The 26,202-nt window shown below is 59.7% G+C and carries 20 protein-coding genes and 1 pseudogene; 16 read left to right on the forward strand and 5 right to left on the reverse strand.

Going from position 1 to position 26,202, the window contains the following annotated elements; all coding sequences use genetic code 11:
• The 4 genes from AC19YQ_RS06735 (at nucleotide 1) to AC19YQ_RS06750 (ending at nucleotide 4,300) form a co-directional block, all read left to right on the forward strand.
• Nucleotides 1–534, forward strand: coding sequence for an NUDIX hydrolase (locus AC19YQ_RS06735; RefSeq protein WP_500594836.1), 534 nt, complete (start codon nucleotides 1–3; stop codon nucleotides 532–534).
• Between the two features lie 310 nt (nucleotides 535–844).
• Entirely contained in the window at nucleotides 845–1,216 is a 372-nt protein-coding gene (locus tag AC19YQ_RS06740; protein ID WP_019825846.1) for a translation initiation factor Sui1, read from the forward strand.
• 208 nt (nucleotides 1,217–1,424) lie between these two features.
• A complete protein-coding gene (gene speA / locus AC19YQ_RS06745) occupies nucleotides 1,425–3,344 on the forward strand; it encodes an arginine decarboxylase (protein ID WP_133078778.1) in 1,920 nt (639 codons plus the stop codon).
• Nucleotides 3,345–3,430: 86 nt separating this feature from the next.
• Nucleotides 3,431–4,300 (forward strand): alpha/beta hydrolase, encoded by an 870-nt coding sequence (locus AC19YQ_RS06750; RefSeq protein ID WP_339474727.1) that lies wholly within the window; start codon nucleotides 3,431–3,433, stop codon nucleotides 4,298–4,300.
• 15 nt (nucleotides 4,301–4,315) lie between these two features.
• On the opposite strand, the gene AC19YQ_RS06755 is transcribed toward AC19YQ_RS06750, so the two are convergent.
• Nucleotides 4,316–5,671, reverse strand: a complete 1,356-nt coding sequence (locus tag AC19YQ_RS06755; RefSeq protein WP_500594837.1) for an MATE family efflux transporter — start codon at nucleotides 5,669–5,671, stop codon at nucleotides 4,316–4,318.
• Between the two features lie 195 nt (nucleotides 5,672–5,866).
• Between AC19YQ_RS06755 and AC19YQ_RS06760 the strand changes: the two genes are divergently transcribed.
• Nucleotides 5,867–10,756, forward strand: coding sequence for an alpha-2-macroglobulin family protein (locus AC19YQ_RS06760; RefSeq protein ID WP_500594838.1), 4,890 nt, complete (start codon nucleotides 5,867–5,869; stop codon nucleotides 10,754–10,756).
• Between the two features lie 111 nt (nucleotides 10,757–10,867).
• Here AC19YQ_RS06760 and AC19YQ_RS06765 read toward each other — a convergent pair whose 3' ends face one another.
• Entirely contained in the window at nucleotides 10,868–11,161 is a 294-nt protein-coding gene (locus AC19YQ_RS06765) for a hypothetical protein (protein ID WP_500594839.1), read from the reverse strand.
• 107 nt (nucleotides 11,162–11,268) lie between these two features.
• On the opposite strand from AC19YQ_RS06765, the gene pbpC reads away from it, so the two are divergent.
• The 3 genes from pbpC (at nucleotide 11,269) to AC19YQ_RS06780 (ending at nucleotide 17,186) form a co-directional block, all read left to right on the forward strand.
• Nucleotides 11,269–13,581, forward strand: coding sequence for a peptidoglycan glycosyltransferase PbpC (gene pbpC / locus AC19YQ_RS06770; RefSeq protein WP_339474722.1), 2,313 nt, complete (start codon nucleotides 11,269–11,271; stop codon nucleotides 13,579–13,581).
• A 316-nt stretch (nucleotides 13,582–13,897) separates the two neighbouring features.
• Nucleotides 13,898–15,313, forward strand: a complete 1,416-nt coding sequence (locus tag AC19YQ_RS06775; RefSeq protein ID WP_500594840.1) for a collagen-like triple helix repeat-containing protein — start codon at nucleotides 13,898–13,900, stop codon at nucleotides 15,311–15,313.
• Between the two features lie 190 nt (nucleotides 15,314–15,503).
• Complete coding sequence (locus AC19YQ_RS06780) at nucleotides 15,504–17,186, forward strand: ShlB/FhaC/HecB family hemolysin secretion/activation protein (RefSeq protein ID WP_500594841.1); 1,683 nt, start codon at nucleotides 15,504–15,506, stop codon at nucleotides 17,184–17,186.
• 61 nt (nucleotides 17,187–17,247) lie between these two features.
• Here AC19YQ_RS06780 and AC19YQ_RS06785 read toward each other — a convergent pair whose 3' ends face one another.
• Together AC19YQ_RS06785 and AC19YQ_RS06790 are read right to left on the reverse strand one after the other, a co-directional pair.
• Nucleotides 17,248–17,661: a response regulator gene (locus AC19YQ_RS06785; RefSeq protein WP_339474719.1), complete on the reverse strand. Its 414-nt coding sequence runs from the start codon at nucleotides 17,659–17,661 to the stop codon at nucleotides 17,248–17,250.
• Between the two features lie 22 nt (nucleotides 17,662–17,683).
• The gene (locus AC19YQ_RS06790) at nucleotides 17,684–17,920 is read right to left on the reverse strand and encodes a Flp family type IVb pilin (protein WP_500594842.1); all 237 of its coding nucleotides are present in this window, start codon (nucleotides 17,918–17,920) and stop codon (nucleotides 17,684–17,686) included.
• Nucleotides 17,921–18,255: 335 nt separating this feature from the next.
• Here AC19YQ_RS06790 and cpaB point away from each other — a divergent pair, with 335 nt between their 5' ends.
• Genes cpaB through AC19YQ_RS06830 form a run of 8 tightly spaced genes read left to right on the forward strand, consistent with a single transcriptional unit; the run spans nucleotide 18,256 to nucleotide 25,681 of the window.
• Nucleotides 18,256–19,191, forward strand: a complete 936-nt coding sequence (gene cpaB, locus AC19YQ_RS06795) for a Flp pilus assembly protein CpaB (protein WP_500594843.1) — start codon at nucleotides 18,256–18,258, stop codon at nucleotides 19,189–19,191.
• Nucleotides 19,192–19,218: 27 nt separating this feature from the next.
• On the forward strand, nucleotides 19,219–20,445 hold the full coding sequence (locus AC19YQ_RS06800; RefSeq protein ID WP_500594844.1) for a type II and III secretion system protein family protein: 1,227 nt from the start codon (nucleotides 19,219–19,221) through the stop codon (nucleotides 20,443–20,445).
• Nucleotides 20,442–21,641: a CpaE/TadZ family protein gene (locus AC19YQ_RS06805; protein WP_500594845.1), complete on the forward strand. Its 1,200-nt coding sequence runs from the start codon at nucleotides 20,442–20,444 to the stop codon at nucleotides 21,639–21,641. Before AC19YQ_RS06800 ends, AC19YQ_RS06805 begins: the two co-directional genes overlap by 4 nt.
• The gene (locus AC19YQ_RS06810; RefSeq protein WP_133078790.1) at nucleotides 21,638–22,912 is read left to right on the forward strand and encodes a TadA family conjugal transfer-associated ATPase; all 1,275 of its coding nucleotides are present in this window, start codon (nucleotides 21,638–21,640) and stop codon (nucleotides 22,910–22,912) included. Before AC19YQ_RS06805 ends, AC19YQ_RS06810 begins: the two co-directional genes overlap by 4 nt.
• A gap of 10 nt (nucleotides 22,913–22,922) precedes the next feature.
• Entirely contained in the window at nucleotides 22,923–23,807 is an 885-nt protein-coding gene (locus AC19YQ_RS06815; protein ID WP_500594846.1) for a type II secretion system F family protein, read from the forward strand.
• 1 nt (nucleotide 23,808) lies between these two features.
• The gene (locus AC19YQ_RS06820) at nucleotides 23,809–24,693 is read left to right on the forward strand and encodes a type II secretion system F family protein (RefSeq protein ID WP_500594847.1); all 885 of its coding nucleotides are present in this window, start codon (nucleotides 23,809–23,811) and stop codon (nucleotides 24,691–24,693) included.
• 14 nt (nucleotides 24,694–24,707) lie between these two features.
• Nucleotides 24,708–25,397, forward strand: a complete 690-nt coding sequence (locus AC19YQ_RS06825) for a tetratricopeptide repeat protein (RefSeq protein ID WP_500594848.1) — start codon at nucleotides 24,708–24,710, stop codon at nucleotides 25,395–25,397.
• A 17-nt stretch (nucleotides 25,398–25,414) separates the two neighbouring features.
• Entirely contained in the window at nucleotides 25,415–25,681 is a 267-nt protein-coding gene (locus AC19YQ_RS06830) for a DUF3613 domain-containing protein (protein WP_339474707.1), read from the forward strand.
• A gap of 75 nt (nucleotides 25,682–25,756) precedes the next feature.
• Here AC19YQ_RS06830 and AC19YQ_RS06835 read toward each other — a convergent pair.
• Nucleotides 25,757–26,074 (reverse strand): annotated as a pseudogene (locus AC19YQ_RS06835) (helix-turn-helix domain-containing protein); the annotation flags it as partial.
• Between the last annotated feature and the right edge of the window lie 128 nt (nucleotides 26,075–26,202).

A 26,202-nucleotide genomic window follows, 5' to 3' on the forward strand; every position in this document is an offset into this window, starting at 1 on the left:
ATGGCTATTTCAGCTTTGGAGGCCGCACACCGTGCGGCCTCTGATGTCGAGCAAGTTGCCTGGGTCGATCGCGATGATTGCTTGCTGGGCGCCCTGGCGCGCCATGAATTGCGCGAGCGGGGCCTGATCGGGCGCGGTACGTTCATCCTTTTATTCAATTCTGCCGGGGAACTGTGCGTGCATCAGCGCACCCTCAGCAAAGCGCTGTACCCGGGTTTTTGGGATGTGGCGGCAGGTGGAATGGTGGGTGTAGACGAAACCTACGCCGAGTCGGCTGCCCGGGAACTGGCCGAGGAGCTTGGGGTCAGTGGCGTGGCGCTGACGGCCCATGAACGGTTTTACTTCGAAGGCCCGCAGAACCACCTGTGGTGCGCGGTGTTTTCGGCGGTGTGGGATGGCCCCTTGCAGGTGCAGCCCGAAGAAGTTCAGCAGGCCTGCTTCATGCCGGTGGACGAGGCACTGCGCTTGAGTACGCACCTGGACTACTGCCCAGACTCACTGGATGCGCTCAAGCGTTATCTGGCCCAGAGCTGACGTTGATTCTTCCTGTGGGAGCGGGCTTGCTCGCGATTCAGGCGACCCGGTTTTTCAGTTGCACCGCTGCGATCCCATCGCGAGCAAGCCCGCTCCCACAAGTTCGTGGCTGGCGCTTTAAAAAATGCCGCCGATTGGCTATTGGGCAGCAGCGATTTTGTCGTTACACTGCGCGACCTTTTTCAGGCTCAGGCGGTTTTCCCGTCTGAGTTGCGCTGCCCCTGCCAGAGTGGGGCTTCGCGGTCGGTATCCCTTGGCGCAACAGCGTCATGCACCGGCCAATTATTTGTCCTCCGAATGAGGATTGCCGGTGGCCAAAAAAGCCGCATCCTTCGCCGCCCTTGGTGGCCTGGTATTTTCCACCGACGCAGGTCGTCACTGTCCGGACTGTCGCCAGCCGGTGGACGCCTGTACCTGCAAACAAACCCTGATCCCCGAAGGTGATGGCATTGCCCGCGTGCGTCGCGAAAGCAAAGGCCGTGGCGGCAAGACGGTGACCACCATCACCGGCGTGCCGCTGGCTGAAGACGCGCTCAAGGAACTGGCCACGACGTTGAAAAAACGCTGTGGCACGGGTGGTGCGTTGAAAGACGGCATCATCGAAATCCAGGGCGATCACGTCGAACTGTTGCTTGGCGAGTTGATCAAGCACGGGTTCAAAGCCAAGAAATCCGGCGGCTAGCAGCCTCTGTGAAAACCACCGCACAGCCGATCTGGCGCCTCTGAAGGGCTGGCCAGATCGTGCTTGCCATGGTTTTCACAGAGCCTGTTATCACGGGTTTCTAAACTCGGCGCTGTTGTCAGGGTCTGACTAATCGTCACGTTCACACTTTAGACTGCGCCAGCCTGCTTTCAGGCTGGGCTATTTGACTTATTTATAGGGGACTTCGATGTCCGTACGACGCACACGCAAAGACGATGGCAGCCAATGGACAGTTGCGGACAGCCGCAGCGTTTATGGGATTCGCCATTGGGGGGCCGGGTATTTCGCGATCAATGAAGCCGGTCGCGTAGAAGTCCGTCCGAACGGCCCGAACAGCTCGCCCATCGATCTGTACGAGCAGGTCGACGAATTGCGCAAAAACAGTGGCTTGTCCTTGCCGTTGCTGGTGCGGTTCCCGGATATCCTGCAAGACCGTGTACGCCAGTTGACCGGCGCTTTCGATGCCAACATCGAGCGCCTGGAATACCAGAGCAAGTACACCGCGCTGTACCCGATCAAGGTAAACCAGCAAGAAGCGGTGATCGAAAACATCATCGCCACCAAAGACGTGTCCATTGGCCTTGAAGCCGGCTCCAAGCCTGAGCTGCTGGCCGTGCTGGCGCTGGCCCCCAAAGGCGGCACCATCGTCTGCAACGGTTACAAGGACCGCGAGTTCATCCGTCTGGCACTGATGGGCCAGAAGCTGGGCCACAACGTCTTTATCGTGATCGAGAAAGAATCCGAAGTAGACCTGGTGATCGAAGAAGCGGCCTCGCTGAAGGTCAAGCCTCAGGTGGGTCTGCGCGTACGTCTGTCGTCCCTGGCATCGAGCAAGTGGGCTGACACGGGCGGCGAGAAATCCAAGTTTGGTTTGTCTGCCGCGCAATTGCTGTCGGTGGTTGAGCGTTTCCGTGTGGCCGGCCTGGATCAGGGCATCCGCCTGTTGCACTTCCATATGGGCTCGCAGATCGCCAACCTGGCGGACTACCAGCACGGCTTCAAGGAAGCGATTCGTTACTACGGCGAACTGCGCAACCTGGGCCTGCCGGTTGACCACATCGACGTGGGCGGCGGTCTGGGCGTGGACTACGACGGTACGCACTCGCGCAACGCCAGCTCGATCAACTACGACATGGACGATTACGCCGGTGTGGTAGTGGGCATGCTCAAAGAATTCTGCGACGCGCAGAGCCTGCCGCATCCGCACATCTTCTCCGAGAGCGGCCGTTCCCTGACCGCGCACCACGCCATGCTGGTGGTGCAAGTGACCGACGTCGAGAAACACAACGACGACGTGCCGGTGATCGAGAACAAGGAAAGCCTGCCCGAGACCGTGCAATGGCTGGTTGACCTGCTGGGCCCGACCGACATTGAAATGGTCACCGAAACCTACTGGCGTGCCACGCACTACATGAGCGACATCGCTGCCCAGTACGCCGACGGCAAAATCAACCTGGCTGAAAAAGCCCTGGCCGAGCAGTGCTACTTCGCCGTCTGCCGTCGCCTGCACAACTCGCTCAAAGCGCGTCAGCGTTCCCACCGTCAGGTGCTGGACGAACTCAACGACAAGCTGGCCGACAAGTACATCTGCAACTTCTCGGTGTTCCAGAGCCTGCCGGACACCTGGGCGATTGGCCAGGTCCTGCCGATCCTGCCGCTGCACCGTCTCAACGAAGAGCCGCTGCGTCGCGCCGTGCTGCAAGACCTGACCTGCGACTCCGACGGCAAGATCAAGCAATACGTCGACGAGCAGAGTATCGAAACCAGCCTGCCGGTTCACGGGCTGAACGAAGGCGAAGACTACCTGCTGGGTATCTTCCTGGTGGGCGCTTACCAGGAAATCCTGGGTGACATGCACAACCTGTTTGGTGACACCGATTCGGTGAACATCTACCAGAACGAAGACGGCAGCGTTTATCACGCCGGTATCGAGACCCACGACACCATCGAAGACATGCTGCGCTACGTGCACTTGTCGCCCGAAGAACTGATGAACCACTACCGCGACAAAGTGGCCAGCGCCAACATCAGCGTTAAGGAGCGTACCCAGTATCTGGACGCGCTGCGTCTTGGCCTGACCCGTTCGTCGTACCTGTCGAGCCACTGATTGCCCGACATAGTCCTCGCTGACTGAACTACGCTGACCTGTGCATTGCAGGGGTCAGCGTTTTTTTTTGCCCAGAGGTCGCAGGCATGTCCAATACCTTCAAACGCGTCATCGGACTGGCCTGTGCGGGACTGATGGGCTGGCTGCTCAGCGCCTGCTCACCGGTGCGGGTCATCAACGGCCTGACACCCACCAGCAGCTTCGACAAAACCAGCGACATTGCCTACGGCGCAGACCCACGGCAAACCCTCGATATCTACCGCCCCAAGCAGCCTGCACCCGGCGCGCCGGTGGTGGTGTTCTTCTATGGCGGCAGCTGGAACAGCGGCTCGCGCAGTGACTATCTGTTTGTCGGCGAAGCCCTGGCTTCCCGGGGGATCACCACGGTGATTGCCGATTACCGGCTTTATCCACAGGTGCGATATCCGGAGTTTCTGGTGGACGGCGCGCAGGCGGTGGGCTGGACGTATCGGCACATTGGCGAGTACGGCGGCAATCCCCAGCGTCTGTACTTGATGGGCCACAGCGCCGGGGCCTACAACGTCGCGATGCTGGCCCTCGATGCGCAATGGTTGAAGGCGGTAGGCCTGAGCCCGGCCAATGTCCGCGGCTGGATTGGTCTGGCTGGGCCATACGACTTTTTGCCGATCAAGGATGAGGCCGTCAGGCCGGTTTTTTTCTACCCGGACTCACCGCCCGAGTCGCAGCCGATTCGTCATGTCAGCCACGCGTCGCCGCCGACGTTATTGATGGCGGCCGCGACGGATACGCTGGTCAACCCGACCCGAAACACAGGCGGCCTGGCCAATGCACTGCGCGAGGCGCAGGTGCCGGTGCAGGAGCTGTACTTTTCGCGCACCAGTCACGTGACGCTGGTGGCGGCGCTTTCACGGCCGCTGCGCTGGCTGGCACCGGTGCTGGACAACGTCAGCGAGTTTGTCACCGCAACCCCGTAGGCGCAGGTTTCGGGGTCAGGTTGCAGTCTTGGGCGTAAACCACTCGTCCCGGCGCTGCATGCGCCACGCATAAACCGCCAGGGTCAGGCTGCGCAGCACCATAAACAGCAGAAAACTTATCCACAGCCCGTGGTTGCCATAACCGTGCAGTGCCCAGGCGACAGGGAGCGCGATAATCACGCTGATGACCATTGCATCCCGCATTTCCCGGGCGCGGGTGGCGCCAATGAACAGCCCGTCGAGCAAATAGCTCCACACCGCAATCAGCGGCAGCAGAGCCAGATAAGGCAGGTACTGGAAGGCGGTTTCGCGCACCGCAGGGATGTCGGTCTGCATTTGCACAAACAGATGGCCGCCGAACATGAACAACAGCGCAAACCCCACGCTGGCCAGCAACGACCAGCCACAGGCCACCACCATCGAACGGCGTAACGCATTGCGATCCCGTGCACCGATAGCATGCCCGCACAGTGCCTCGACAGCATGGGCCAGGCCGTCCAGGGCATGGGCCGCGAGCAGCAGGCCATTGAGCAGCAGCGCATTGGCCGCCACCGTGGCGTCACCCAGACGGGCGCCTTGCAGGGTGATGGAGAAAAACACCAGTTGCAGCATCAGGCTGCGGATAAAAATATCGCGATTGACCCCCAGCAACGGCTTCCAGTTGTTCCAGATGCGTAACCCGGCCCATGCCAGGGTGCCTGGAAAGGTGCGCAGGGCGCCGCGGGTCAGCCATAAACCGAGGAGGGCGCCGCTCCACTCGGCAATCACCGAAGCCCGCGCCGAACCGACCACGCCCCAGTCCAGGCCGAGTACAAACCACAGGTTAAGGGCGATATTGACCAGGTTGGTGGTCAGCAGGATCGCCAGTGGCGCGCGAGCGTTCTGCGTCCCCAGGAACCAGCCCACCAGGGCATAACTGGCCAGGGCAGCGGGCAAGCCAAACAGGCGGATATGGAAAAAATCCAGGGTCAGGGCGTGCAGCTCGGACGAGGGTTGCATCACGCTCAAGGCTATCCCGCTGAACGGAATCGCAATGGCCCCCAGCAGCATCGACAGCAACGCACTGAGCAACAAGCCCTGCACCAGAATTTGTCGCAGTGCGGTGCCATCGCCACGACCTGCGGCCTGCGCGGAGAACCCGGTGGTGCCCATGCGCAAAAAGCCCATCATCCAGGCCAGGAAGATGTACATGCTGGCGCCCACCGCCACTGCGCCCAGCTGATGGGCGTGAGGCAAATGGCCAATGACCGTGCTGTCGACCAGCGCCACCAGGGGCACGGAAATATTCGACAGAATCATGGGCGCCGCCAGCGCCCATACCCGGCGATGGGTTGGGCGATCGCGCCAGTCGGCTGATAGAGAAGATGACATGCAGGCTCCTTTGGGGGGGCGCGATTGTAACCTGTGGGAGCGGGCTTGCTCGCGCTGCAGGCAGCACGGTGTGTCAGGCCAGTCGCAGTGATGCCCTCGCGAGCAAGCCCGCTCCCACAATCAGACCAGTGCGCCTGTGGTTCCCCACCGGCTGTTATATAGTCGCCCTTTATCTGCCCAGTTAACGAGAACACCATGCTTAACAAAGGATTGTTCCTGGCCTGCACGCTGGCGCTGTTGAGCGCTTGCGATTCTTCGAGCGTCGACAAGCCTGCTGCGCCGACCGTTGCCGCGAGCCAGCCCGCCAAGCCGGTGCAGGACGTCAAGGCCCTGGCCCAGCGTTACGCCGGGCGTGAGTTAAGTGTGGTGGATGTGTCCGAGGTGCAACTGGACGGAGCCAGCACCTTGTCCGTGAGCTTTTCGGTGCCGCTCCATCCTGAGCAGAATTTTGCAGACAAGCTGCATCTGGTCGATGCCAAAACCGGCAAGGTCGATGGCGCCTGGGAGCTGTCGGATAACCTGATGGAACTGCGCCTGCGCCATCTTGAGCCTCAGCGCAAACTGATCCTCACCGTTGACCCCGGCCTGCGTGCCGTCAACGACGCCACGTTGGCCGCCGAGTACATCAGCCGCCTTGAAACCCGTGACCTGCAACCCACGGTCGGTTTTGCCAGCCGTGGCAACTTGCTGCCCACCCGCCTGGCCGAAGGCTTGCCGGTGATCGCGCTGAACGTCGACAAGGTGGATGTTGAGTTCTTCCGGGTCAAACCCGAGTCCCTGCCAGCGTTTCTCAGTCAATGGGGTCGCAACAGCAGCCTGCAAAGCTACGAAGCCAAGGATCTGCTGAGCATGGCCGAGCTGGTGTACGGCGGCCGTTTTGACTTGAACCCGGCGCGCAATACCCGTGAAACCCTGATCTTGCCGACGTCCGGAATCAAGCCTTTGCAGCAGCCGGGCGTGTATCTGGCGGTGATGACGGCGACGGGCAGCTACAACTATTCGACCCCTGCCACCTTGTTCACCCTCAGCGATATCGGTCTTTCGGTACACCGTTACCAGAAGCGCCTGGATGTATTCACCCAGGCCCTTGAAGGCGGTAGCGCCCTGGCGGGTGTCGAGCTGGAATTGCTCGACGGCAAAGGCCAGATGCTGGGCCAGGGTAAAACCGGTAAAGACGGTCACGCCGAACTGGCGTTGCCACCCAAGGCCGAAGTGCTGGTTGCGCGCCAAGGCGATCAAACCAGCTTGCTGCGCCTGAACACGGCGGCGCTGGACCTGGCCGAATTCGATATTGGCGGCCCCCAGGGGCATCCGCTGCAGTTCTTTGTGTTTGGCCCTCGTGACCTGTATCGCCCCGGCGAAACCGTTTTGCTCAATGCCTTGTTGCGCGACCGCGATGGCAACCCGGTCAAGCCGCAGCCGGTCAGCGTTGAAGTGCGTCGTCCGGACGAGCAGGTCAGCCGCAAGTTTGTGTGGTCGCCAGACGCTTCAGGGTTGTATCAGTACCCGTTGCAACTGGCTGCTGAAGCCCCGACCGGGCGCTGGCAGTTGGTGTTCGACTTCGGTGACGGCAAGCCGCAGCTGTACGAGTTTTTGGTCGAGGACTTCCTGCCCGAGCGTTTGGCGCTGGAGCTAAAGGGCAGCGATACGCCGCTGAGCCCTGAGCAAACCGCTGAAATCCAGGTCAATGGCCGCTACTTGTATGGCGCTCCGGCGGCGGGTAATCGCTTGAGTGGTCAAGTCTATGTGCGGCCATTGCGCGAGGCCGTCAGCACCTTGCCGGGCTATGAGTTCGGATCGGTGACAGAACCCGAGCTGACTCAGGACCTGGAACTGGACGAAAGCGTTCTCGATGCCGAAGGCAAGGAAACCATCAGCCTCGAAAGCCAGTGGAGCGATGCCAAATCCCCGTTGCAACTGATTGTGCAGGCCAGTCTGCAAGAGTCGGGCGGGCGGCCGATTACCCGGCGTCTGGTGCAGGCGGTGTGGCCAGCGGATCGTCTTCCGGGCATTCGCGGCCTGTTTGACGGCACTGAAACCGACGGTGATGGCCCGGTTGAATTCGAGCTGCTGGTTGCCGACAGCCAGGGCAACAAGCTGGCCGCCGACGACCTCAAGGTGCGCTTGGTGCGCGAGCGCCGTGACTATTACTGGAACTACTCGGACAGCGACGGCTGGAGCTACCACTACAACGAGAAGTTTCTGAACCTCAACGAAGAAACCCTCAGCCTCAAGGCGGGCGAAACCGCCAAGGTCAGCTTCCCGGTCGAGTGGGGGCCGTATCGCGTTGAAGTTGAAGACCCGAAAACCGGCTTGATCAGCAGCCTGCGCTTCTGGGCCGGTTATCGCGCCCAGGACAACGCCGAAGGCGGCGCCGTGCGCCCCGATCAGGTCAAGCTGGCGCTGGACAAGGCTGCCTATGCCGATGGCGACACGGCCAGGGTAACGGTCACGCCGCCAGCGGCAGGCAAAGGCTATTTGCTGGTTGAAGGCAGCGACGGTCCGTTGTGGTGGGAAGAAATCGAGGTGCCTGCCGAGGGCAAGGTCTTCGACGTCAAGCTTGACCCACGCTGGGCGCGGCATGACTTGTACATCAGCGCCCTGGTGATTCGCCCGGGTGAGCGCAAGACCAACATCACTCCCAAGCGTGCCGTGGGCGTGCTGCATTTGCCGATCGATCGCAGCCAGCGCAAGTTGGCACTCACTCTCGATGCCCCTGAGAAAATGCGTCCCAAGCAGCCATTGACGGTGAAACTCCACGCTAAGAACGCCGATGGCAGCATCCCCAAGCAAGCCCATGTGCTGCTGGCCGCCGTGGATGTGGGCGTGCTCAACATCACCGACTACCCGACTCCCGATCCATTTGCCAGTCTGTTTGGGCGCAAGGCCTATGGCGCGGATCAGCTGGACATCTACGGGCAATTGATCGAAACCGGGCAAGGCCGTTTGGCCAGCCTGGCGTTCGGTGGCGATGCAGCGCTGGCCAAAGGCGGCAAGCGGCCTGCCACCAGTGTGACGATCGTGGCACTGCAAAGCGCACCCGTGACCCTGAACGAGCAGGGCGAAGGTGAAGTCAGTGTGGATATCCCTGACTTCAATGGCGAGCTGCGCCTGATGGCTCAAGCCTGGACCGATGATCGCTACGGCATGGCCGAGGCCAAAACCGTGGTCGCCGCGCCCTTGGTGGCCGAACTGGCGGCACCGCGCTTTTTGGCCGGTGGCGACGAAACACGGCTGGCGCTGGACGTGTCCAACCTCACCGACACGCCGCAAACGCTGCATGTGAAGCTCAACACCGAGGGGCAACTGAGCCTGCTGGGTGACGCGACACAGAACCTGACACTCAGCCCCGGCCAGCGCAGTACCTTGCAGGTTCCGGTCAAGGCGCTGGGCGGGTATGGCACCGGTGTGGTCAAGGTGACGGTCAATGGCCTGGACCTGCCGGGTGAAACCCTGGCGCCGTTCACCCGCGAATGGACGCTGGGCGTGCGCCCGGCGTATCCCGCATTGCTCAAGCATTACCGTGCCGTGCTCAACGACCAGCCCTGGAGCCTGCCCGAGGGCGAGCTGCAAGCCTTTGAGCCGGCCGGGCGTGAAGCCTTGCTCAGCCTGTCGAGTCGTCCGCCGCTGAACCTGGGCGAGCAGATCCGGGCGCTCAAGGCCTACCCCTACGGCTGCTCCGAGCAGACCACCAGCGGCCTTTACCCGGCGCTGTATGCCGATGCGGCCCTGCTCAAACGCCTGGGCCTGGAAGGCGAACCGGACACCGAGCGCAAACGCAAAATCGAGTTGGGTATCGAGCGCCTGCTGGGCATGCAGCGTTACAACGGCAGCTTCGGCCTGTGGGGCGCGGACGGTCAGGAAGAGTATTGGCTCACCGCCTATGTCACCGATTTCTTGCTGCGTGCCCGGGATCAAGGCTATGCCGTGCCGCCCGAAGCGCTTAAAAAGGCCAGCGAGCGCTTGCTGCGCTATGTGCAGGAACGCAACCTGATCGAGGCCGATTACAGCGAAAACCTCGAACACACCCGCTTTGCCGTGCAGGCCTATGCGGCGATGGTCCTGGCCCGTAGTCAGCAAGCACCGCTGGGTGCATTGCGCAGCATTTTCGAGCGGCGCAGCGATGCCCGTTCCGGCCTGCCGTTGGTGCAGTTGTCGATTGCCTTGCAGAAGATGGGCGACCAACCACGGGCTGATCAGGCGCTGGTGGCGGGCCTGGCAGTGACCCGTAAAGCCGATCAATGGCTGGGCGATTACGGTAGCCCGCTGCGCGATCAGGCTCTGATTCTGGCCTTGCTGGAAGAAAACAACTTGATGGCCGGCCAGCGCGAGCAACGGGTGTTCGACTTGTCCGATCAGTTGGCGGCGAGCCAGTGGCTGTCGACCCAGGAGCGCAACGCGCTGTTCCTTGCCGGTCGCGATCTGTTGAGCCAGCCTGAAGCCAAGTGGTCGGTGCAGCTTGCCAGTGGCGACCAGACCCGCGAGCTGAACAATGCCCAGTCGGGCCTCAAGCTCGACGGGCCGCTGCTGGCCTCGCCACTGACCTTGCGCAACGAAGGCAGTGCGCCGGTTTACCAACAACTGACGATTTCAGGTTATCCACAACAAGCCCCGGCGGCGGGCGGCGAGAACATGAGCATTCGCCGTGACTACCTGGGCATGAACGGGGAGCCGTTGAACCTCAAGGCGCTTAAAAGTGGTGATCTGGTGCTGGTGCACCTGGCCGTGACGGCCAAGCAGCAGGTGCCGGATGCGCTGGTGGTCGATTTGCTGCCAGCGGGTCTGGAGCTTGAAAACCAGAACCTGGGCCAAAGCGCAGCCAGCCTTGAAAACGCCAGCACCCAGGTCAAGCAATGGCGCGAGTCGATGCAGAACGCCAGCGTGCAGCACCAGGAATATCGGGATGATCGGTATGTGGCAGCGTTGAAACTGGATGGCTACGGCACCACGCACCTGCTGTACCTGGCCCGTGCCGTGACCCCTGGCACCTACCGCGTCCCGCCGCCGCAAGTGGAGTCGATGTACCGCCCCAACTGGCAGGCCGTGGGTGAAACACCGGGGGACATGGTGATCAAGGGCCGCTGACCGGTGTGGGAGCGGGCTTGCTCGCGATGGCGATGACGCGGTGTAACAGACAAACCGCGGCGACTCTTTCGCGAGCAAGCCCGCTCCCACAGGCGTGAAGGGGATGGCTGCTCAGTTGATGATCCAGCTCAGCACCCACAGGCCCAGCAGCAGCCAGATCACGCCACCGATGACCGAGGCGCGCATGAAGGCGCGCACGGCGTTGTACAGAAACAGCAAGCCGATGATCAGTACCGCAATGCTGATGATCGAGGTGTCCATACCCAACGCGCGCGCCATGCCTTCGATAAAGCTGCTGCCTGCGTCTGTGATGGCGCCAAACAGGCCGTTCAGGCTCTCCACGATAAAACGAACCAGTGTGCCCAGCCAGAGGCCAAGATTTCCGATAAAACTTTCGACGTGCATGGTCATGTTCCGATGAGTAAGGTGGCCACTGTGCCAGATTAGGCATCCATCCATGCCGCAAGTTGCGTAGAGAGTGAGAGTCAGTGGGGGCAAGGATCAAAAAAATAGTGGGCTGGACGCTCGCCGGTCTGCTGCTGGCGTGCGCATTGCTGTGGCTGGCCGACAGGATCTGGCCGTTGCCCTTGCCCCGGGATGATCTGGCCCGCGTGGTATTGGCCGAAGACGGCACGCCCCTGTGGCGGTTTGCCGATGCCAATGGCGTGTGGCGCTATCCGGTGCAAACCGGTGAAGTATCGCCGTTGTACCTGGACGCTTTGCTGACCTACGAAGACCGCTGGTTTTTTCAGCACCCCGGAATCAATCCCTTGGCGTTGGGCCGCGCGGCCTGGCAAAACCTGACGGGCGGGCGGGTGTTGTCAGGCGGCAGTACGTTGTCGATGCAGGTGGCGCGTTTGCTCGATCCCCATGAGCGCACGCTGCCCGGCAAACTGCGCCAGTTGTGGCGTACGGCGCAGCTGGAATGGCACTTGTCCAAGGACCAGATTCTTGCGCTGTACCTCAACCGGGCTCCGTTCGGCGGCACGTTACAGGGGGTCGCGGCGGCCAGTTGGGCTTATCTGGGCAAGTCGCCGCTCCAGCTCACCCATTCCGAGGCGGCGCTGCTCGCCGTGTTGCCCCAGGCGCCGAGCCGCTTGCGTCCCGACCGTCATCCGGGGCGGGCACAAGTGGCGCGGGACAAGGTGTTGCGCCGCTTGGCCGAATACCGGGTGTGGCCGCAATCGGCGGTTGACGAGGCGCAGGAAGAACCGCTGTTGCTGGCGCCGCGCCTGGAACCGAGCCTGGCGCCGTTGCTGGCACGACGGCTCAACCGCCCGGACAGCCCGCCGCTGATCCGCACCACGATCGACGCCAGCCTGCAGCGCCGTCTCGAAGACTTGCTGCTGGGCTGGCGCGCCCGTTTACCCGATCACACGTCGGCCGCCATCGTGGTGGTCGAGACCGAGAGCATGGCGGTACGCGCCTATCTGGGGTCGGTGGATATCAACGATGCGCGCCGCTTTGGCCATGTCGACATGATCACCGCCATGCGCTCGCCGGGCTCCACCCTCAAGCCGTTTTTGTATGGCATGGCAATGGATGCGGGGCTGATCCACTCCGAGTCGTTGCTGCAGGATGTGCCCCGGCGCTATGGCGACTATCGACCGGGTAATTTCTCCACGGGGTTTAGCGGGCCGGTATCGGCCAGTGCAGCGCTGGTGACTTCCCTTAACTTGCCCGCCGTGCAGTTGCTGGAAGCGTATGGCCCCAAGCGTTTTGCCGCCGATATGCGCAATGGCGGCGTGCCGTTGAGCCTGCCGGCTCTCGCGCAACCCAATCTGGCGCTGATTCTGGGCGGCGCCGGCAGTCGCCTGGAGGATCTGGTCAGTGGCTACAGCGCACTGGCGCGAGAAGGGCGCAGCGCCAATTTACGTCTGCAACCGAGTGACGAATTACGCGAGCGCCCCATGCTGTCCCCAGGTGCGGCGTGGATCATCCGGCGCATTCTCAGCGGCCAGGCGCGCCCGGATCGTGACCCCCATGCCGATCTGGTGCAGCGCCCGCAATTGGCCTGGAAGACCGGCACCAGCTATGGCTTTCGCGATGCGCTGGCGATCGGGGTTGGCCCGCGTTATCTGATCGGCGTGTGGATCGGCCGCCCGGATGGCACGCCCGTGCCGGGGCAGTTTGGCCTGGCGTCGGCGGCCCCCTTGATGCTGCAAGTCCACGATGTGCTGAGTAACCGCGACAGCCAGCGCGGCATTGTGGCGCCGGTGCAGGCCGTACCTGACAGCGTCGGTGTGGCTGCGATCTGCTGGCCATTGGGCCAACCCATGAACAAGAGTGACCCCAATTGCCGTCGTCAACGCTTTGCCTGGACGTTGGATCACACCACTCCTCCGACCTTGCTCGCGGCGGATCAGCCGTTGGGGGTGGGGCTCAAGGAAACCATCCGGGTCAATTCCCGGGGCCTGCGCGTGGGTGCGCAATGCCCGGATGCGCAAGTACGTGAGGTGGCATTGTGGCCTGCACCGCTTGAACCGTGGCTACCCCGTGTTGAACGGCGTGAGGCGCGACTGCCAGACGCCTCACGCCAATGCCCGCCACCGCCCTTGAGTGCAGTGACGCCGCTGTCGATTGCGGGCGTGCGCGAAGGCGACCGCCTGCGCCGCCCGGCTGCGAGCCAGGCGCTGTTGCGGCTGGCATTGACGACCCTGGGCGGAGAGGGGCGGCGGTGGTGGTTTATCAACGGCGCCCCTTTGGGGGACAGCCTGCCACTGGAGGTATTCAGCACCACCCTGGAACACGTGGGGCGTTATGAGCTCAGTGTGCTGGACGAAAGCGGGCAAACCGCCCGTGTCGAGTTCAGTGTGGTGGAGTGAGGTAATCAAAGCGGTTTGGCGGGTTAAAGCGCTTATAAAACGCTGTTAATTGTATATATAACTAAAGTTTGGTGATTGGTTTTTTACTTTGGCAGGCAGTCCCTGTCCTTGATAAATAACGCTTTTTAATACGTTCTTAACGCTAAAGTATTAGTTCTCAAGCAGGGTGTCGGCCTTTTTATATAAGGGGTTAATACCAAGTTGTGAATTGTTTGATAAGGCCCTTGAGGTTGTTATGTACCCAACGGATGAATGTATCCCTGACGCAGAGCAGGGAACTTCGAACTCAGGCGTAACAGGTGCAAGGGAATTAATCATGAACACTCAACTGTGGTTTAAAACCAGTACAGCATTATTGTTGGTCATGACTGTCAGCCTGGCAGGCTGCAGCAGTGGTGGTGGCGGTTCCAAAAGCTATGTGACCTCAACTAACAGTGGCTCAGGCGGCGGCACCGGTACCGGCGGCGGTACTGATGGTGGAACCAGTGGTGGTACTGGCGGTGGAACCGGTGGTGGTACTGGTGGCGGAACCGGCGGTGGTACTGGCGGCGGAACTGGCGGTGGTACTGGCAGCACGCCTCTGGTTACAGGTCAGGTGGTAGGTCAAGTCGGTACTGCCCTGGGTGGCGTAGGCACCACTGTCAGTGGTCTGGGCACTGCCCTGACCCCGGTGCCGGTAGTCGGCACCCTGGGTGGCGGCCTGGTGGTCAAAACCGGCGATGCCGTGAGCTCCGTCACCACTGGCCTGACAAATGGCCTGGGTACGTTGGGCACAGACAAGAATTCCCTGGGCATCACCGTAGCGGGTGCGACCAATGCGGTCAGCGAGCTGGGTAAAGGCGTTTCGTCCGTCGGTACTGGCTTGAGCACGGTGCTCGATAACACGCCAATCAGCCAGATCCCGTTTGCCGGTGGCCTGGTGGGCAAAGTGACTGACACCACAGGTGGGCTGGTCAACAAAGTCGGTACAACCGTGACCATGCTCGGTGACACACTGACCACCAATGTGAACAGTGGCCAACTGGGCAAGGTGACCGGGGGCGTGAATGACAAGGTCCTGGTACCGGTCATTTCCCTGGCAGAAAACGTCACGGGCAAAGTGGGTACCACCACAGGCCTCGGAGCCCCGGTGGATGGGCTGCTGACCAAAGTCGGTGGCACCGTGAGCGGTCTTGGCACCAAGGTGTCTACAACCGGCGACAAAAACCCGGTGACCTCGCTGGTAGGTGGCGTGCTGGTGGGCGTGGGCGGTGCGGTCGACAAGGCGGGCGGCCTGCTGAACCCGGCTGCAAACACGGGCACAGGCTCGGGTCTGGGTGGCGGTCTTGGCGGCCTGCTGGGTGCAGGTGCAAGCACGGGTAATGGTTCAGGTGCCGGTGCAGGCATTGGTGGCGGTCTTGGCGGCCTGCTGGGTGCGGGTGCAAGCACGGGTAATGGTTCAGGTGCCGGTGCAGGCATTGGCGGCGGTCTTGGCGGCCTGTTGGGTGCAGGTGCAAGCACAAGTGGCGGTACAAGTGCCGGTTTGGGTCTTGGCGGTCTGTTGGGAGTGGGCGCAAGCACGGGTGGCAGTACCGGTGCAGGCGCAGGTCTGAGCGGCGGTATCGGCGGCTTGTTGGGTGCAGGCGCTGGTACAGGTAGTAACACGGGTGCCAATACAGTTACAGGTACAGGTCTGGGTGGTGTTCTTGGGGGAGTGCTGGGTGGGCTGGGCAATCTGGGCAAGAAAAACTGACGATTAATTGCACCTGGCCGGTTCGACGGCCTTACCTACAGCGCCTACGCTTGGTTGGGACGAGAGATTCAGATGAGTCTCTCGTCTTTTTTCATGTGCAGTTTTTAGGACTGATGCTCGGGTAGCTTCACGGCGCAATCAAAGATGAAGCCCCCTCGTTATGCCGCTGTAGTTGAACATGGAGTGTCATATGCGTAATTGCGTTCCCTTTTTGTTATTGGCCCTGGCCCCGTACGCGGGTGCCGAGTCCCTTCCGCGCTTTCTCAATAGCAACGACAGCATGCAAACCTTGCCCACGCCCAACTTGCCGGTGGATGCCTATCGCCCGCCGGCGCCTGCGCTGGAATTGCCCAAACCGGCAGCCGGGGAGGCTCAGCCACTGGTCATGGGCACGCGCCTGACCATTCGCAAGTTGCAGATCGAAGGTGGCACGATTTACCCGCTGCCCGAGTTGGGTGCGGTGTTCAAGCCGCTGCTGGGCCATGAAATCACCCTGGGTGAATTGATCGAGGCCACGCGCGGCATCACCAAGCGTTACCAGGACGATGGCTATTTATTGTCGTATGCGTTTTTGCCTCAACAGGACTTCGATCAAGGCCTGGTGCGTGTTGTGCTGGTCGAAGGCTATGTCAGCAATTACGAGATCGATGGGGATATAGGGCGGGTCAAGGGGTATATCGATGAGCTGGTAGACAAGCTCAAGGGCGAGCGCCCGCTGACCCGTAAAACATTTGATCGCTACAGCACGCTGATGAGCCGGATTCCCGGTGTGACCTTGCAGGCGCAAGTGCCGCCACCGGGCACCACCGACGGTGCTTCGACACTGCGCGTGAGTGCCAGTCGCAAACCGTTCACCACCAGCATGAGCCTTGTCGAGGGCAGCCGTAACAGTACCCAGGCACTGTTCGGGGTCAGCAGTAACTCGCAAACGGCCATGGCGGAGCAGTTGACCCTGAGCGGGTTGTTTCCGCCGGGTCGCGACAAGGAGCACTACTACCGTCTCGATTACAGCCAGTACCTGAATGCCGAAGGCACGCAACTGAGCCTGTATGGCTCCAGTTATCGCAGTGATCCGAGCACCAGCATTGCTACCGATGACGGGTTTGAACTCAAGCCTCATCGTGAGAATGACCGCTTCTCGATTGGCGTCAGCCACCCGCTGATTGCCGCGCCGGATCAATGGCTCAGCGCCGGTGCCCGGTTGTATGGCGTCAACGACAATACCGACTACGAGGTGGCAGGCTTCGGCCAGACCATCAGCGAAAAAACCAACGTGCGCGCACTGGCGTTTGAAGGTGACTGGCGCAAGTCCGATGCCAGGCAGTTGCGTATTGTCAGTGCCGGTATGTATCAGGGCATGGACGCGATGGGTGCCAAGAGCGAAACCACCCTGACTGGCAGCCGTTATGACCTGGACTTCTTCCGATTGCGTTTGTCGGGTGTGCAGAGTGACGGCTACTTCGATAACTGGCAGGGCGTGGTGTCGGGTGCGTTGTACTGGAGTGATGACACGTTGCCTGACAGCGAGCGGGCAGTGTTTGGCGGGCAGAACTTCGGTCGTGGTTATCCGGATGACCAGGCGTCGGGGGACAAGGGCTGGGGCGTGGCCTATGAGCTCAACTACAGCTTTAACCGCGACGGTGACTGGGTCAAGTTGCTGCAACCTTATGCGATCGTGGACAGGGCCAAGGCCTGGTACAACGAACTGCCATTAAAAGGCTCGGACATGTCCTCCGCAGCACTGGGGTTGCGTTTTGGTGACAAGCGTTACTACAACATTGCCCTGGAAGTTGCCAAGCCCATGTCTGATATAGCGTTGGACAGTTTTAATCGCAGGCCGCGCTATACACTAAGTTTTAGTTATCAGTTGTAAGCGTTATATATAAAAACCCCGCAGCGCCAACTCAGGCTGCGGGGTTTTTATGGGGCGGGTTTTATGTTCTGGCCAGTTGTAGCTGTGGGGGTTTTGGAAAGAGATTGTCGAGGGTGTCGAGCAGGCGCACGTGGTAGATGGGTTTGCGAAACAGGTCCAGTACCTGCAACCGCAGCAAGTCGCTGACATCGCTCATGTCGGCGTGCCCCGAGATGACAATCACCGGTAAATGCTGGCGCGATGTGTGCTCACGCAGGCGCCTGATCAGCGCAATCCCGCTTTCCTCCGGCATGCGCAGGTCAGTGATGACCAGCGCAATATCCGGATGCTGGGTCAACTGCGAAAGGGCGAGTGTGACTGATGTTGCCGTAAAGCAACAAAAGTCCTCGCCTTCTAGCAGCTCGGCCAACTCCAGCAGTGCGTCCTCTTCGTCATCCACCAGAAGCAGTTGTTGCCGTGATGGGGAGAGGGGCATGATAAAAACTCACTTTGGCCGTTTAGCCGCCAGAAGGTGTTACAGGCTTATTAAGGCCAGTTGTTATTGTCGTGAAAATAGTTGATACAGCTTTTTGTACGTCTGGTGAAAGTCCCGCAATAACCACTGCGACCATCGCAGCAATAATCGCATACTCAATACCCGATGCACCCTCTGTCCTTTTAATAAATAACTTGGTCTGGCGCGCCAGAAATACCTGTGCAGGCACATACACTTTCAGAACAGTATTTAACATCATCTGACTTCTCCTTGAGTGCACCGGCTCGGGCACTGCGTAACAATGGTGCAGGTTGATCTCCATCTGCCATCATAGGATTGGCAATAAATCACTTCCTTACAACTGTAACAATGGACTAATCACAAAGTATTAGTCCAAATGGCCATTTTAAAAAATGTGTGCTAAATCAAACTATTCACAATTAATTAGAGCTTTTTATTGTCGCTAATGGCATTTTGCTTCAACTGAGCTATTTTTAAATAGCGAATGGTTTCAATAGCCTTGATGTTTTATAGCTGCCTGATTGTGAATGGGTTTTTTAGTCTGCCGTGCGCAGTGAAAAAGGGAGTTTGTGCATGAACAATCGACGCAGTTTAATATTGGCCGCCATACTGTTTGTAGGGGCAATTGCCGCCGGTTACTGGGGGCTGGTATTAAGTCGACAGCAGCCAGTTGCCGAAGTTCCGGTGGCCCAGGTTGTGGAGCAAGGTGTAACGGCAGTTGATGACAAAACCCGTCAATCGGTAGTGGTGCTGGCCCGTGATGTGCCTCCGAATGTGGCCTTGACGGCTGACGATGTGACCCTGGAAAAGCTTCGTACCGCGCCTGCAGGCAGCCTCACTGCAATCGATCAGGCGGTAGGTCGTACCCCATGGCGCAGCCTGAGTGCGGGCACTTGGCTCAATGAACAAAGCTTTGAAATGGGTGGGCCACTGGCACGCATGATCCGCCCTGATGAGCGGGCACTGGCGGTGATGATTGACGAAGTTTCTGCCGCTGGAGGGCAGTTAACCCCGGGTGACTACGTTGATATTCTGTTATTTCTGCGCCAGGACGCCGGGAATCCACAGCAGTCGGCACAAGTGGTCTTGCCTGCCGTGCGTGTGCTGAGTGTCGGTGCCGAGCTGGGTTTGACCCGCGATGGCCAGTTGGCCAGTCAGCCGAAAAATGCCGAAGAAGCACTCAAGCTGGAGCAGAGCCGGATCAATGCGCGCTCCGCAGTGCTGGCGATTCCCGAGCTTCTGCTCAATCAACTGATGCTCGCAACCCAGGCCGGTACGCTGCGTCTGGCTGTGCGCAGTGCCGATGAACAGCGGTTGAGTAAATATTGGGCGGGTGAGCAGCAATCTGTGACTAACCTTGAGAATGCCAAACGCAGTCTTTATCAATTCAACCAGTTAGCCATGGCCAGTCCAGCCAGGGCGCCTGTCAGCAGTCCCTCTGGCGCTCCTCGAGTGCGCGGCATTGAAGTTATTCGCGGCAATCAAACGGCTCAGCAGTCGGCCCAATAAAAATCCTGATCTACAAGGACATCGAACATGAGCCAACGTCGCGCTCCGTTTTATAAACGTGCTGCCTGGACATTGATCCTGAGCAGTTTGCCTCTGGAAATGGCCCTGGCCGCTGCTGACAATTGCGCCGCATTCAACGCATTGCCATCGGTACTGGAAGTGCCCCAGGGGGCCCAGAAGGCCATGAGCTTCCCGGTCAACATTTCTCGCATCGCTGTGGGTGATCCCACGGTTGCCGATGTCCGCACCAATGGCCAAAACGCCTTTTTGCTGACCGGCGTTGCGTCGGGCACTACCAGTTTGATGGTCTGGAGCGCCTGTTCGAAAGAGCCACACCAGACCATGCTGTTCGTCAAGGGCAAGGCCACTTCGGGTTTGACCGGTACGTCGTTGTCGCCGACCGAAGACCCAACGTTGCCCATTCAGGTGCAAACGGACATTCGTTTTGTCGAGGTCAGCCGCACCAAACTGCAAGAGGCCAGTACCTCGATCTTCGGCATGGGCAGCAACTTCCTGTTCGGCTCGCCGAACTCATTCCTCAGTACGGCTGAAGGCGTGATCACGGGCGGTCCGGTTGCCAACAGCAAGTATTTCAACATCGGTTTTGGCGGCGGCAAGGTCAAAGCGATGATCAATGCCCTGGAAGGCAGCGGTTTTGCCTACACCCTTGCACGACCAAGCTTGGTGGCCATGAGCGGGCAGAGTGCAACCTTCCTCGCGGGTGGTGAGGTGCCGATCCCGGTACCCAGCAGCGGCAGCGACAACGTATCGATCGAGTACAAGGAGTTCGGTATCCGTCTGACCCTGACCCCTACCGTGGTTGGGCGTGATCGCATCATGTTGAAAGTGGCACCTGAGGTGAGTGAGCTGGATTACACCAATGCGGTGAATATCGCCGGGACTTTGGTACCGGGCCTGACGGTTCGTCGCACCGACACCAGCATTTCCCTGGCCGATGGCGAAAGTTTTGTGATCAGTGGCTTGATCAGTTCGCGCAACAGCTCACAGGTCAACAAGTTTCCTGGCTTGGGGGATATCCCGATCCTTGGCGCGTTTTTCCGCGACTCCAATATCAGCCGCGAAGAGAAAGAATTGCTGATGATCGTGACCCCGCATCTGGTTCAGCCATTGGCTGCCAATGCGCCATTGCCATCGATGCCCGGGGAGAAACTGCGTAACTACGACCCTAACTGGTATCGCCTGTACTTCCTGGAAAACGGCAAATTCAACAGCCGTAGCGGGTTATCCCAATGAGCCAAAGCCTGAGCCAGACATTTCTCGCGCTGACGCGCAACAACACCGATCTTGAATGGTTGCAAGGTGCCTTGGCGCCGTTGGGTCAAGTGGTGGGTGCAGGCACCAGTAGCCTGGATGAACTGCTGGCCCTGGTTGACGTGACGTTTGCCGGCTTGATTTTTGTAGGCCTGGACCGGGACAAGGTGGTCAACCAGTGCGCGCTGATTGAAGGCGCGCTGGAAGCCAAGCCCATGCTGGCCATTGTTGCCTTGGGCGACGGTATGGATAACCAGCTGGTGCTCAACGCCATGCGCGCCGGGGCAAGGGATTTTGTCGCCTACGGTTCGCGCTCCAGTGAAGTGGCAGGGCTGGTTCGCCGTCTGAGCAAACGCTTGCCGCCGGTGGCGCCCAACGCCGAGCTGGGCGGGTTGAGCGTGTTGTTCAGCGCGCAATGCAATGCCGATGGCGCGCTGGTTGCCAGCCACCTTGGGCTGGTCGTGCAAAAACACGATCAAAAAACCCTGTTTCTGGACCTGGGCGTACCCCGTGGCGATGGCCTGGCCGTGCTGGGGCTTGAGAGTACGTTCTTTTTTGGTGATGCCCTGCGCCATTTACGACGCCTGGACAGCACCTTGATTGACAGTGCCTTTACCAAGACAGCAAGTGGTTTGCGGGTATTGGCCCACAGCGAAAGTGATGAGCCGCTGGAGCAAACCAGCGCCGCCGAGTTGTATATGTTGCTCAGCGCCTTGCGTCAGCACTTCCAGCACATTGTGGTCAACCTCACGGGGCAGCCAGACAGTGAAGCGCTGCGCACCTTTGCCACCCATTGCGACAGTTTGCTGTGGTACACCGACCAGAGCGTGCTTGATTGCCGCCGCAACCTGGACGTGCTCGCTCGCTGGCGGGCCAAGGGCATGAAATTTGAGCATACGGGGTTATTGATCGATCGTTACATGGGGGGCGTTGCCCCGAATGCCGATGCCCTGGGCAAGAGCTTTGGCCTGCCGGTGATGGCGACACTGGCGCTCAGCCCTGAGCTGCGTATCAATGCCAAGAATCAGGCCACCACCCTGTTTGATCTGGCTCCGCGAGAAGCCCTGAGCCTGGCGTTGAAAAAACTGGGTGAGCGATTGACCAAGCGCTCGCAGTCGTCCGAGCAAACGGTTTCCAAGTCTGGCGCGTGGTTAAACCGCCTGTGGGGGGCCAAATGAACAACGAACAGTTGTTTGGCTCCGGCCTGTACAAGGACGGGCGTGCGGACCATGACGGTCTTAAGCTGGTACTGCATCGCTACATCATCGATGCCATTGAAGAGACCGGGGTTAACCTGCTGGAAGGCTCCCGTGTGTCCCTGGCCCAGTTTGTCACCGAGCGGGTGGCTGAATATGTGTCGCGCCTGCACCTGGCCATTTCCCGTTATGAAATGGAGCGTCTGGCTGAAGAAATCGTCGACGAGCTGACGGGGTTCGGCCCGCTTGAAGTCTTGCTGCGAGATCCTGCCGTCACGGAAATTTTGGTCAACGGCCCCCATCGCGTGTTTGTTGAGCGCGAGGGTCTGCTTAGCCAGAGCGATTTGCGTTTTATCGACGATCATCACGTTGAACGGGTCATGCAGCGCATTCTGGCGCCGCTGGGGCGGCGCCTGGATGAGTCTTCGCCGATGGTGGATGCACGTCTGCCGGATGGCAGCCGGGTCAACGCAATCATTCCGCCCATTGCGCTGGACGGGCCGTGCCTGTCGATCCGGAAGTTTCGCAAGGACATGCTCAAAAGCAGCGACCTGGTGGCGATGCAAACCATCGACCAGGCGATCTATGAGTTTTTTCAGGAGTCGGTGGGCAAGCGCTGCAATATCTTGATCAGCGGCGGTACCGGTACCGGCAAAACCACGCTGCTCAATATCCTGAGCCAGTTGATCAACCCCCACGAACGTTTGGTCACCATCGAAGACGTGGCCGAGCTGCAGCTGGGGCACCCTCATGTGGTGCGCCTGGAAACACGCCCGCCCAATGCCGAAGGGCATGGTGAAGTGAAGTCCAGCGACCTGATTCGCAACGCCCTGCGGATGCGTCCGGACCGCATCATCCTCGGCGAAATTCGTGGGGTGGAAGTGCTCGACGTATTGACCGCGATGAACACCGGTCACGATGGCTCAATGAGCACTGTCCACGCCAACACGGCACAGGATGCGTTGTTGCGTCTGGAAACCCTGGTGGGCCTGACGGGCCGCACCGTGGCGGAAAAAACCCTGCGCCAGATGATTTGCGCTGCACTGGACGTGATTATCCAGCTCACGCGTATGCCTGATGGTCGCCGTTGCGTCAGTGAAGTCCTGGAAGTGGTCGGGGTGCGTGACGATGTGTACGTGACCAACACCCTGTTCCGCCTGGACAAGCGCACCGGTTTTGGTTTTATGCGCGAAGCCTTGAACCCGGCAGGCGACAAGTTGCGTCGTGACCCCATTTTGAATGCTCACGGCTGAGGCGCTAATCATGATCCCGGTCTTACTGCTTTTCGCCATCAGTTTACTGATGCTCGTGTTTTTTCTGTTCTTGGTTTATCGGGTTTTGACTGACTCGACAACCAGTCGTGTTCTGGACCGATTGAGTGAAGGTCAGTCGCAGTTGGTGGAAAAAAAACAGGGTGTTGCGTGGCTGGACCGGGCTTTTTTACAGGCTGGGTTGGGGCGTCCGTCAGAACGTTTGGGTTTATGGCTGTCGTTGTGGGCGGGGGCAGTGGTTTTGGCTGGCCTGATCGGCGGCTGGGTATTTTTTCTCGCGCTGCTGGTGTTGCCACTGCTGTTGCTCAAGTTATTTGTCAGTTGGCGGTACCACCGCCGGGTACGGCGCATGGTTGAGCAACTGCCGCTCTTGCTCGATCACAGCGTTCGCAGCCTGAAAGCAGGACGGACCTTGGCCGATGCCGTGCTGAACGCAATCGAGGCGTCCAGTGATCCGCTCAAAACCAGTATCAGTCGGGTGTCACGTAACGTGCAGATGGGTGTGAGCCTGCCGGACGCCGTGAGCGATTTTGCCGAACTGTATGAGCGCGATGAGTTTCGCATGTTTGCCCTCGGCTTAAAGGTCAACCATCGCTACGGCGGCAACGCCAGTGAACTGCTTGAAAACCTGATCGTGCTGATTCGTGAGCGTGAACAGGGGGCTCGTAGATTGAGAGCCATGACCGGTGAAACCCGCATGACAGCATTGGTGCTGGGCATGTTGCCGGTATTTGTGGTGGTTTTTTTCATGTCAACCAACCCCGATTACATGCTCAAAATGTGGCAGGACGGAGGTGGGCAACACATGCTGCTTACGGCGTTGTCGATGCAAATAATTGGCAGCGTTGCGTTATGGCGCATGGTTCGGAGCGTATGACATGGCCTATCTGATTTGTGCAGTTTTACTGCTGGGCGCCATGGCGCTGCTGATCAATAACGTGGTTCAGGACCGTTTGGCTCAGCAGCGGGTGATGCAGCGCCTGGACGGTGACAAGAGCGGCCCGGGCAAGCTCAGTCTCTGGATGCGGATGGTGGGCAACAGCAAGTTTGGCCAGCGTTCGATCACGATGGACAGCGAAACCCAAACGCTGCTCAACCGCCTTGGCTGGCGTACCGCCAGTCAGCGTTCGCTGTTTGCCGCGTTTCAGATCGGTACGCCGTTTGCGTTTGCCGGGTTGGTGTTTTTGGGGCATGAGTTGTTCTTTCCCAGGTCCGGCAATCTATTGGTTGTTTTGTTGTTCTCACTGGCGCTGGGGTATCTGATCCCCAAGCGAATGCTGGCCTACGCTGCAAAGCGGCGGCAACAAGAAGTGGCGGTGGAGGTGTCTACCTTTATCCCGTTGCTGCGCATTCTGTTTGAGTCCGGCATGGCGGTTGAACAGGCGTTACGGGTGCTGAGCCAGGATGCCAGGGAGCTGCTGCCAGTGCTTACAGGCGAGTTGCGGGTAGTGCTGTCGCGGGTTGATTCGGGGTTGGAGTTGAGCCAGGAACTGAGCAAAACCGCAAGCTTGCTGGACGTGGACGAATTTAATGACACCTGCGTGATTCTTCAGCAATTGATTCAGCAGGGCGGTGGCGCGATGAAGTCATTGCAGGCACTCAAGGAGTTGCTTGATGACCGTCGCCTGACACGCATGGAGGAATTCATCTCCAAAATGTCCGCCAAGATGTCGGTAGTGATGATGGTGTTTCTGTTCCCGGCGCTAATGATTGTCTTGGCCGGGCCGAGCTTTGTCGCTATCTCGCGAGCCTTTCTCTCTTGATCAGGGGTATGAACATGAAAGCTGTCATCGTCTTGTGTGGGCTGCTGATGCTGGGCGGCTGCGCGACAGGAGGCCAGAGCAATCCGCCGTGGATGGCCATGGGCGGCAGTTGTACAAAATTGAGTGCTGATCAGGATCTGTCGCTGAACCTGGCCGATGACATGGCCAAGGAGGGCAAGCTGCACGCCAGCCTGGCCAACCTGCAAAACCTGCCGGAACGATCCGCGCAGGTGCAACTGCGCAAGGCGCGGATCTACCGTCAGTTGGGGCGCAGTGAGGCCGAGCCATTGTTCCAGGGACTTTTGGGGTCGTGCCTGGCGGCAGAAGGGGAGCATGGCCTGGGGCAATTGGCCGCCGGGCGTGGCGACAACGCATTGGCGACAGCCCACCTTGAGCGTGCGGCGAAACTGGCGCCGACCGACGCCAAGATCCGCAATGACCTGGGTGTGGTCTATCTCAACCAGCGCCGTGTCGATGATGCCCGGTTCGAGTTTTTGACCGCGCTGGAACTCAAACAGGATGACTCGTTGGCGGCGCTGAACCTGGTGACCTTGCTGATTTATCAGGACCAGTGGACCCAGGCGGCCGAACTGGTCACCCGCGCCGAATTAACGCCCGATCAAGTGAGTGATGCCCAGTCCCGGGCGCAAGCGCTGAAGGCTCAAGCCAAGGCAGCCAGCAACCAGGTGGCTGTCATCAAATAATGCGTTGGAGGTTTGCAATGACTTTTTCTATTCGTGTGGGGGTGTTGCTGGCCCTGATCCCGCTGGGTGCGGTGGCCATCGAGCCCGGTCCCACGCCAAAAAACCAGCAGGAAACCGAAAACTGGCTGCAGCTTCAGGTCAGTGGCAGCGTGCAGTCGCCGATACGCCAAACGGCGACTCCGGCCGAGCGTGAGCTCAGCCTGCAGCGTTGGCTGGACAGCTACAAGCATGAGATCCCTGAGTACTACAAACAGGATGAGGGCGGCACGGCCAAGCAGAACTGAATGAGCTGATCTTGTCGCGGGCTAGCCTGTTATTCACAGGTGTTGCCAGCGATTAAGGTGAGGCCGGATCAGCGATTAATGCGCACTCTGGCGATGTTGTGCGGGGGCGTTAGGGGACAGCGCGAGGGCCAGTTGAGTGCGGTTGTTCATGTGGGTCAGGCGCAGAACCTGGGACACGTAAAGCTTTACCGTGTTTTCGGTTATGCCCAGATCGCAGGCGATCTGATAGTTGGTCTGGCCTTTGCTCACCAGCTTGGCAACGTCCAGTTGACGGGGCGACAGCTGTTTGAAAATCGTCGGGATCTGCTGCCAGGGGCCCTCGTTTGAGTCCTGCGGGTTTGAAGGTTGAGTGGCTGACTGAGGGGGGCGTCTAGCGGACTCCATGTCCTGATACTGTAGTGGTCTAATGAAACCGGACACCCTTTTAGGCGAGAATACTCGCCAGATCGAGGTGTCAGATGACCAAACAACGCCGTACCTTTTCCGCTGAATTCAAACGCGAGGCTGCCGACCTCGTGCTC

It is taken from the genome of Pseudomonas sp. MF06569 (assembly GCF_059862735.1).

Coding starts and splice junctions, on each gene's coding strand:
- AC19YQ_RS06760 (WP_500594838.1), top strand. CDS start 5,867: ATGCTTAACAAAGGATTGTTCCTGGCCTGCACGCTGGCGCTGTTGAGC.
- AC19YQ_RS06765 (WP_500594839.1), bottom strand. CDS start 11,161: ATGCACGTCGAAAGTTTTATCGGAAATCTTGGCCTCTGGCTGGGCACA.
- AC19YQ_RS06775 (WP_500594840.1), top strand. CDS start 13,898: ATGAACACTCAACTGTGGTTTAAAACCAGTACAGCATTATTGTTGGTC.
- AC19YQ_RS06780 (WP_500594841.1), top strand. CDS start 15,504: ATGCGTAATTGCGTTCCCTTTTTGTTATTGGCCCTGGCCCCGTACGCG.
- AC19YQ_RS06800 (WP_500594844.1), top strand. CDS start 19,219: ATGAGCCAACGTCGCGCTCCGTTTTATAAACGTGCTGCCTGGACATTG.
- AC19YQ_RS06790 (WP_500594842.1), bottom strand. CDS start 17,920: ATGATGTTAAATACTGTTCTGAAAGTGTATGTGCCTGCACAGGTATTT.
- AC19YQ_RS06805 (WP_500594845.1), top strand. CDS start 20,442: ATGAGCCAAAGCCTGAGCCAGACATTTCTCGCGCTGACGCGCAACAAC.
- AC19YQ_RS06815 (WP_500594846.1), top strand. CDS start 22,923: ATGATCCCGGTCTTACTGCTTTTCGCCATCAGTTTACTGATGCTCGTG.
- AC19YQ_RS06750 (WP_339474727.1), top strand. CDS start 3,431: ATGTCCAATACCTTCAAACGCGTCATCGGACTGGCCTGTGCGGGACTG.
- AC19YQ_RS06825 (WP_500594848.1), top strand. CDS start 24,708: ATGAAAGCTGTCATCGTCTTGTGTGGGCTGCTGATGCTGGGCGGCTGC.
- speA (WP_133078778.1), top strand. CDS start 1,425: ATGTCCGTACGACGCACACGCAAAGACGATGGCAGCCAATGGACAGTT.
- AC19YQ_RS06810 (WP_133078790.1), top strand. CDS start 21,638: ATGAACAACGAACAGTTGTTTGGCTCCGGCCTGTACAAGGACGGGCGT.
- cpaB (WP_500594843.1), top strand. CDS start 18,256: ATGAACAATCGACGCAGTTTAATATTGGCCGCCATACTGTTTGTAGGG.
- AC19YQ_RS06820 (WP_500594847.1), top strand. CDS start 23,809: ATGGCCTATCTGATTTGTGCAGTTTTACTGCTGGGCGCCATGGCGCTG.
- AC19YQ_RS06755 (WP_500594837.1), bottom strand. CDS start 5,671: ATGTCATCTTCTCTATCAGCCGACTGGCGCGATCGCCCAACCCATCGC.
- AC19YQ_RS06830 (WP_339474707.1), top strand. CDS start 25,415: ATGACTTTTTCTATTCGTGTGGGGGTGTTGCTGGCCCTGATCCCGCTG.
- AC19YQ_RS06735 (WP_500594836.1), top strand. CDS start 1: ATGGCTATTTCAGCTTTGGAGGCCGCACACCGTGCGGCCTCTGATGTC.
- AC19YQ_RS06785 (WP_339474719.1), bottom strand. CDS start 17,661: ATGCCCCTCTCCCCATCACGGCAACAACTGCTTCTGGTGGATGACGAA.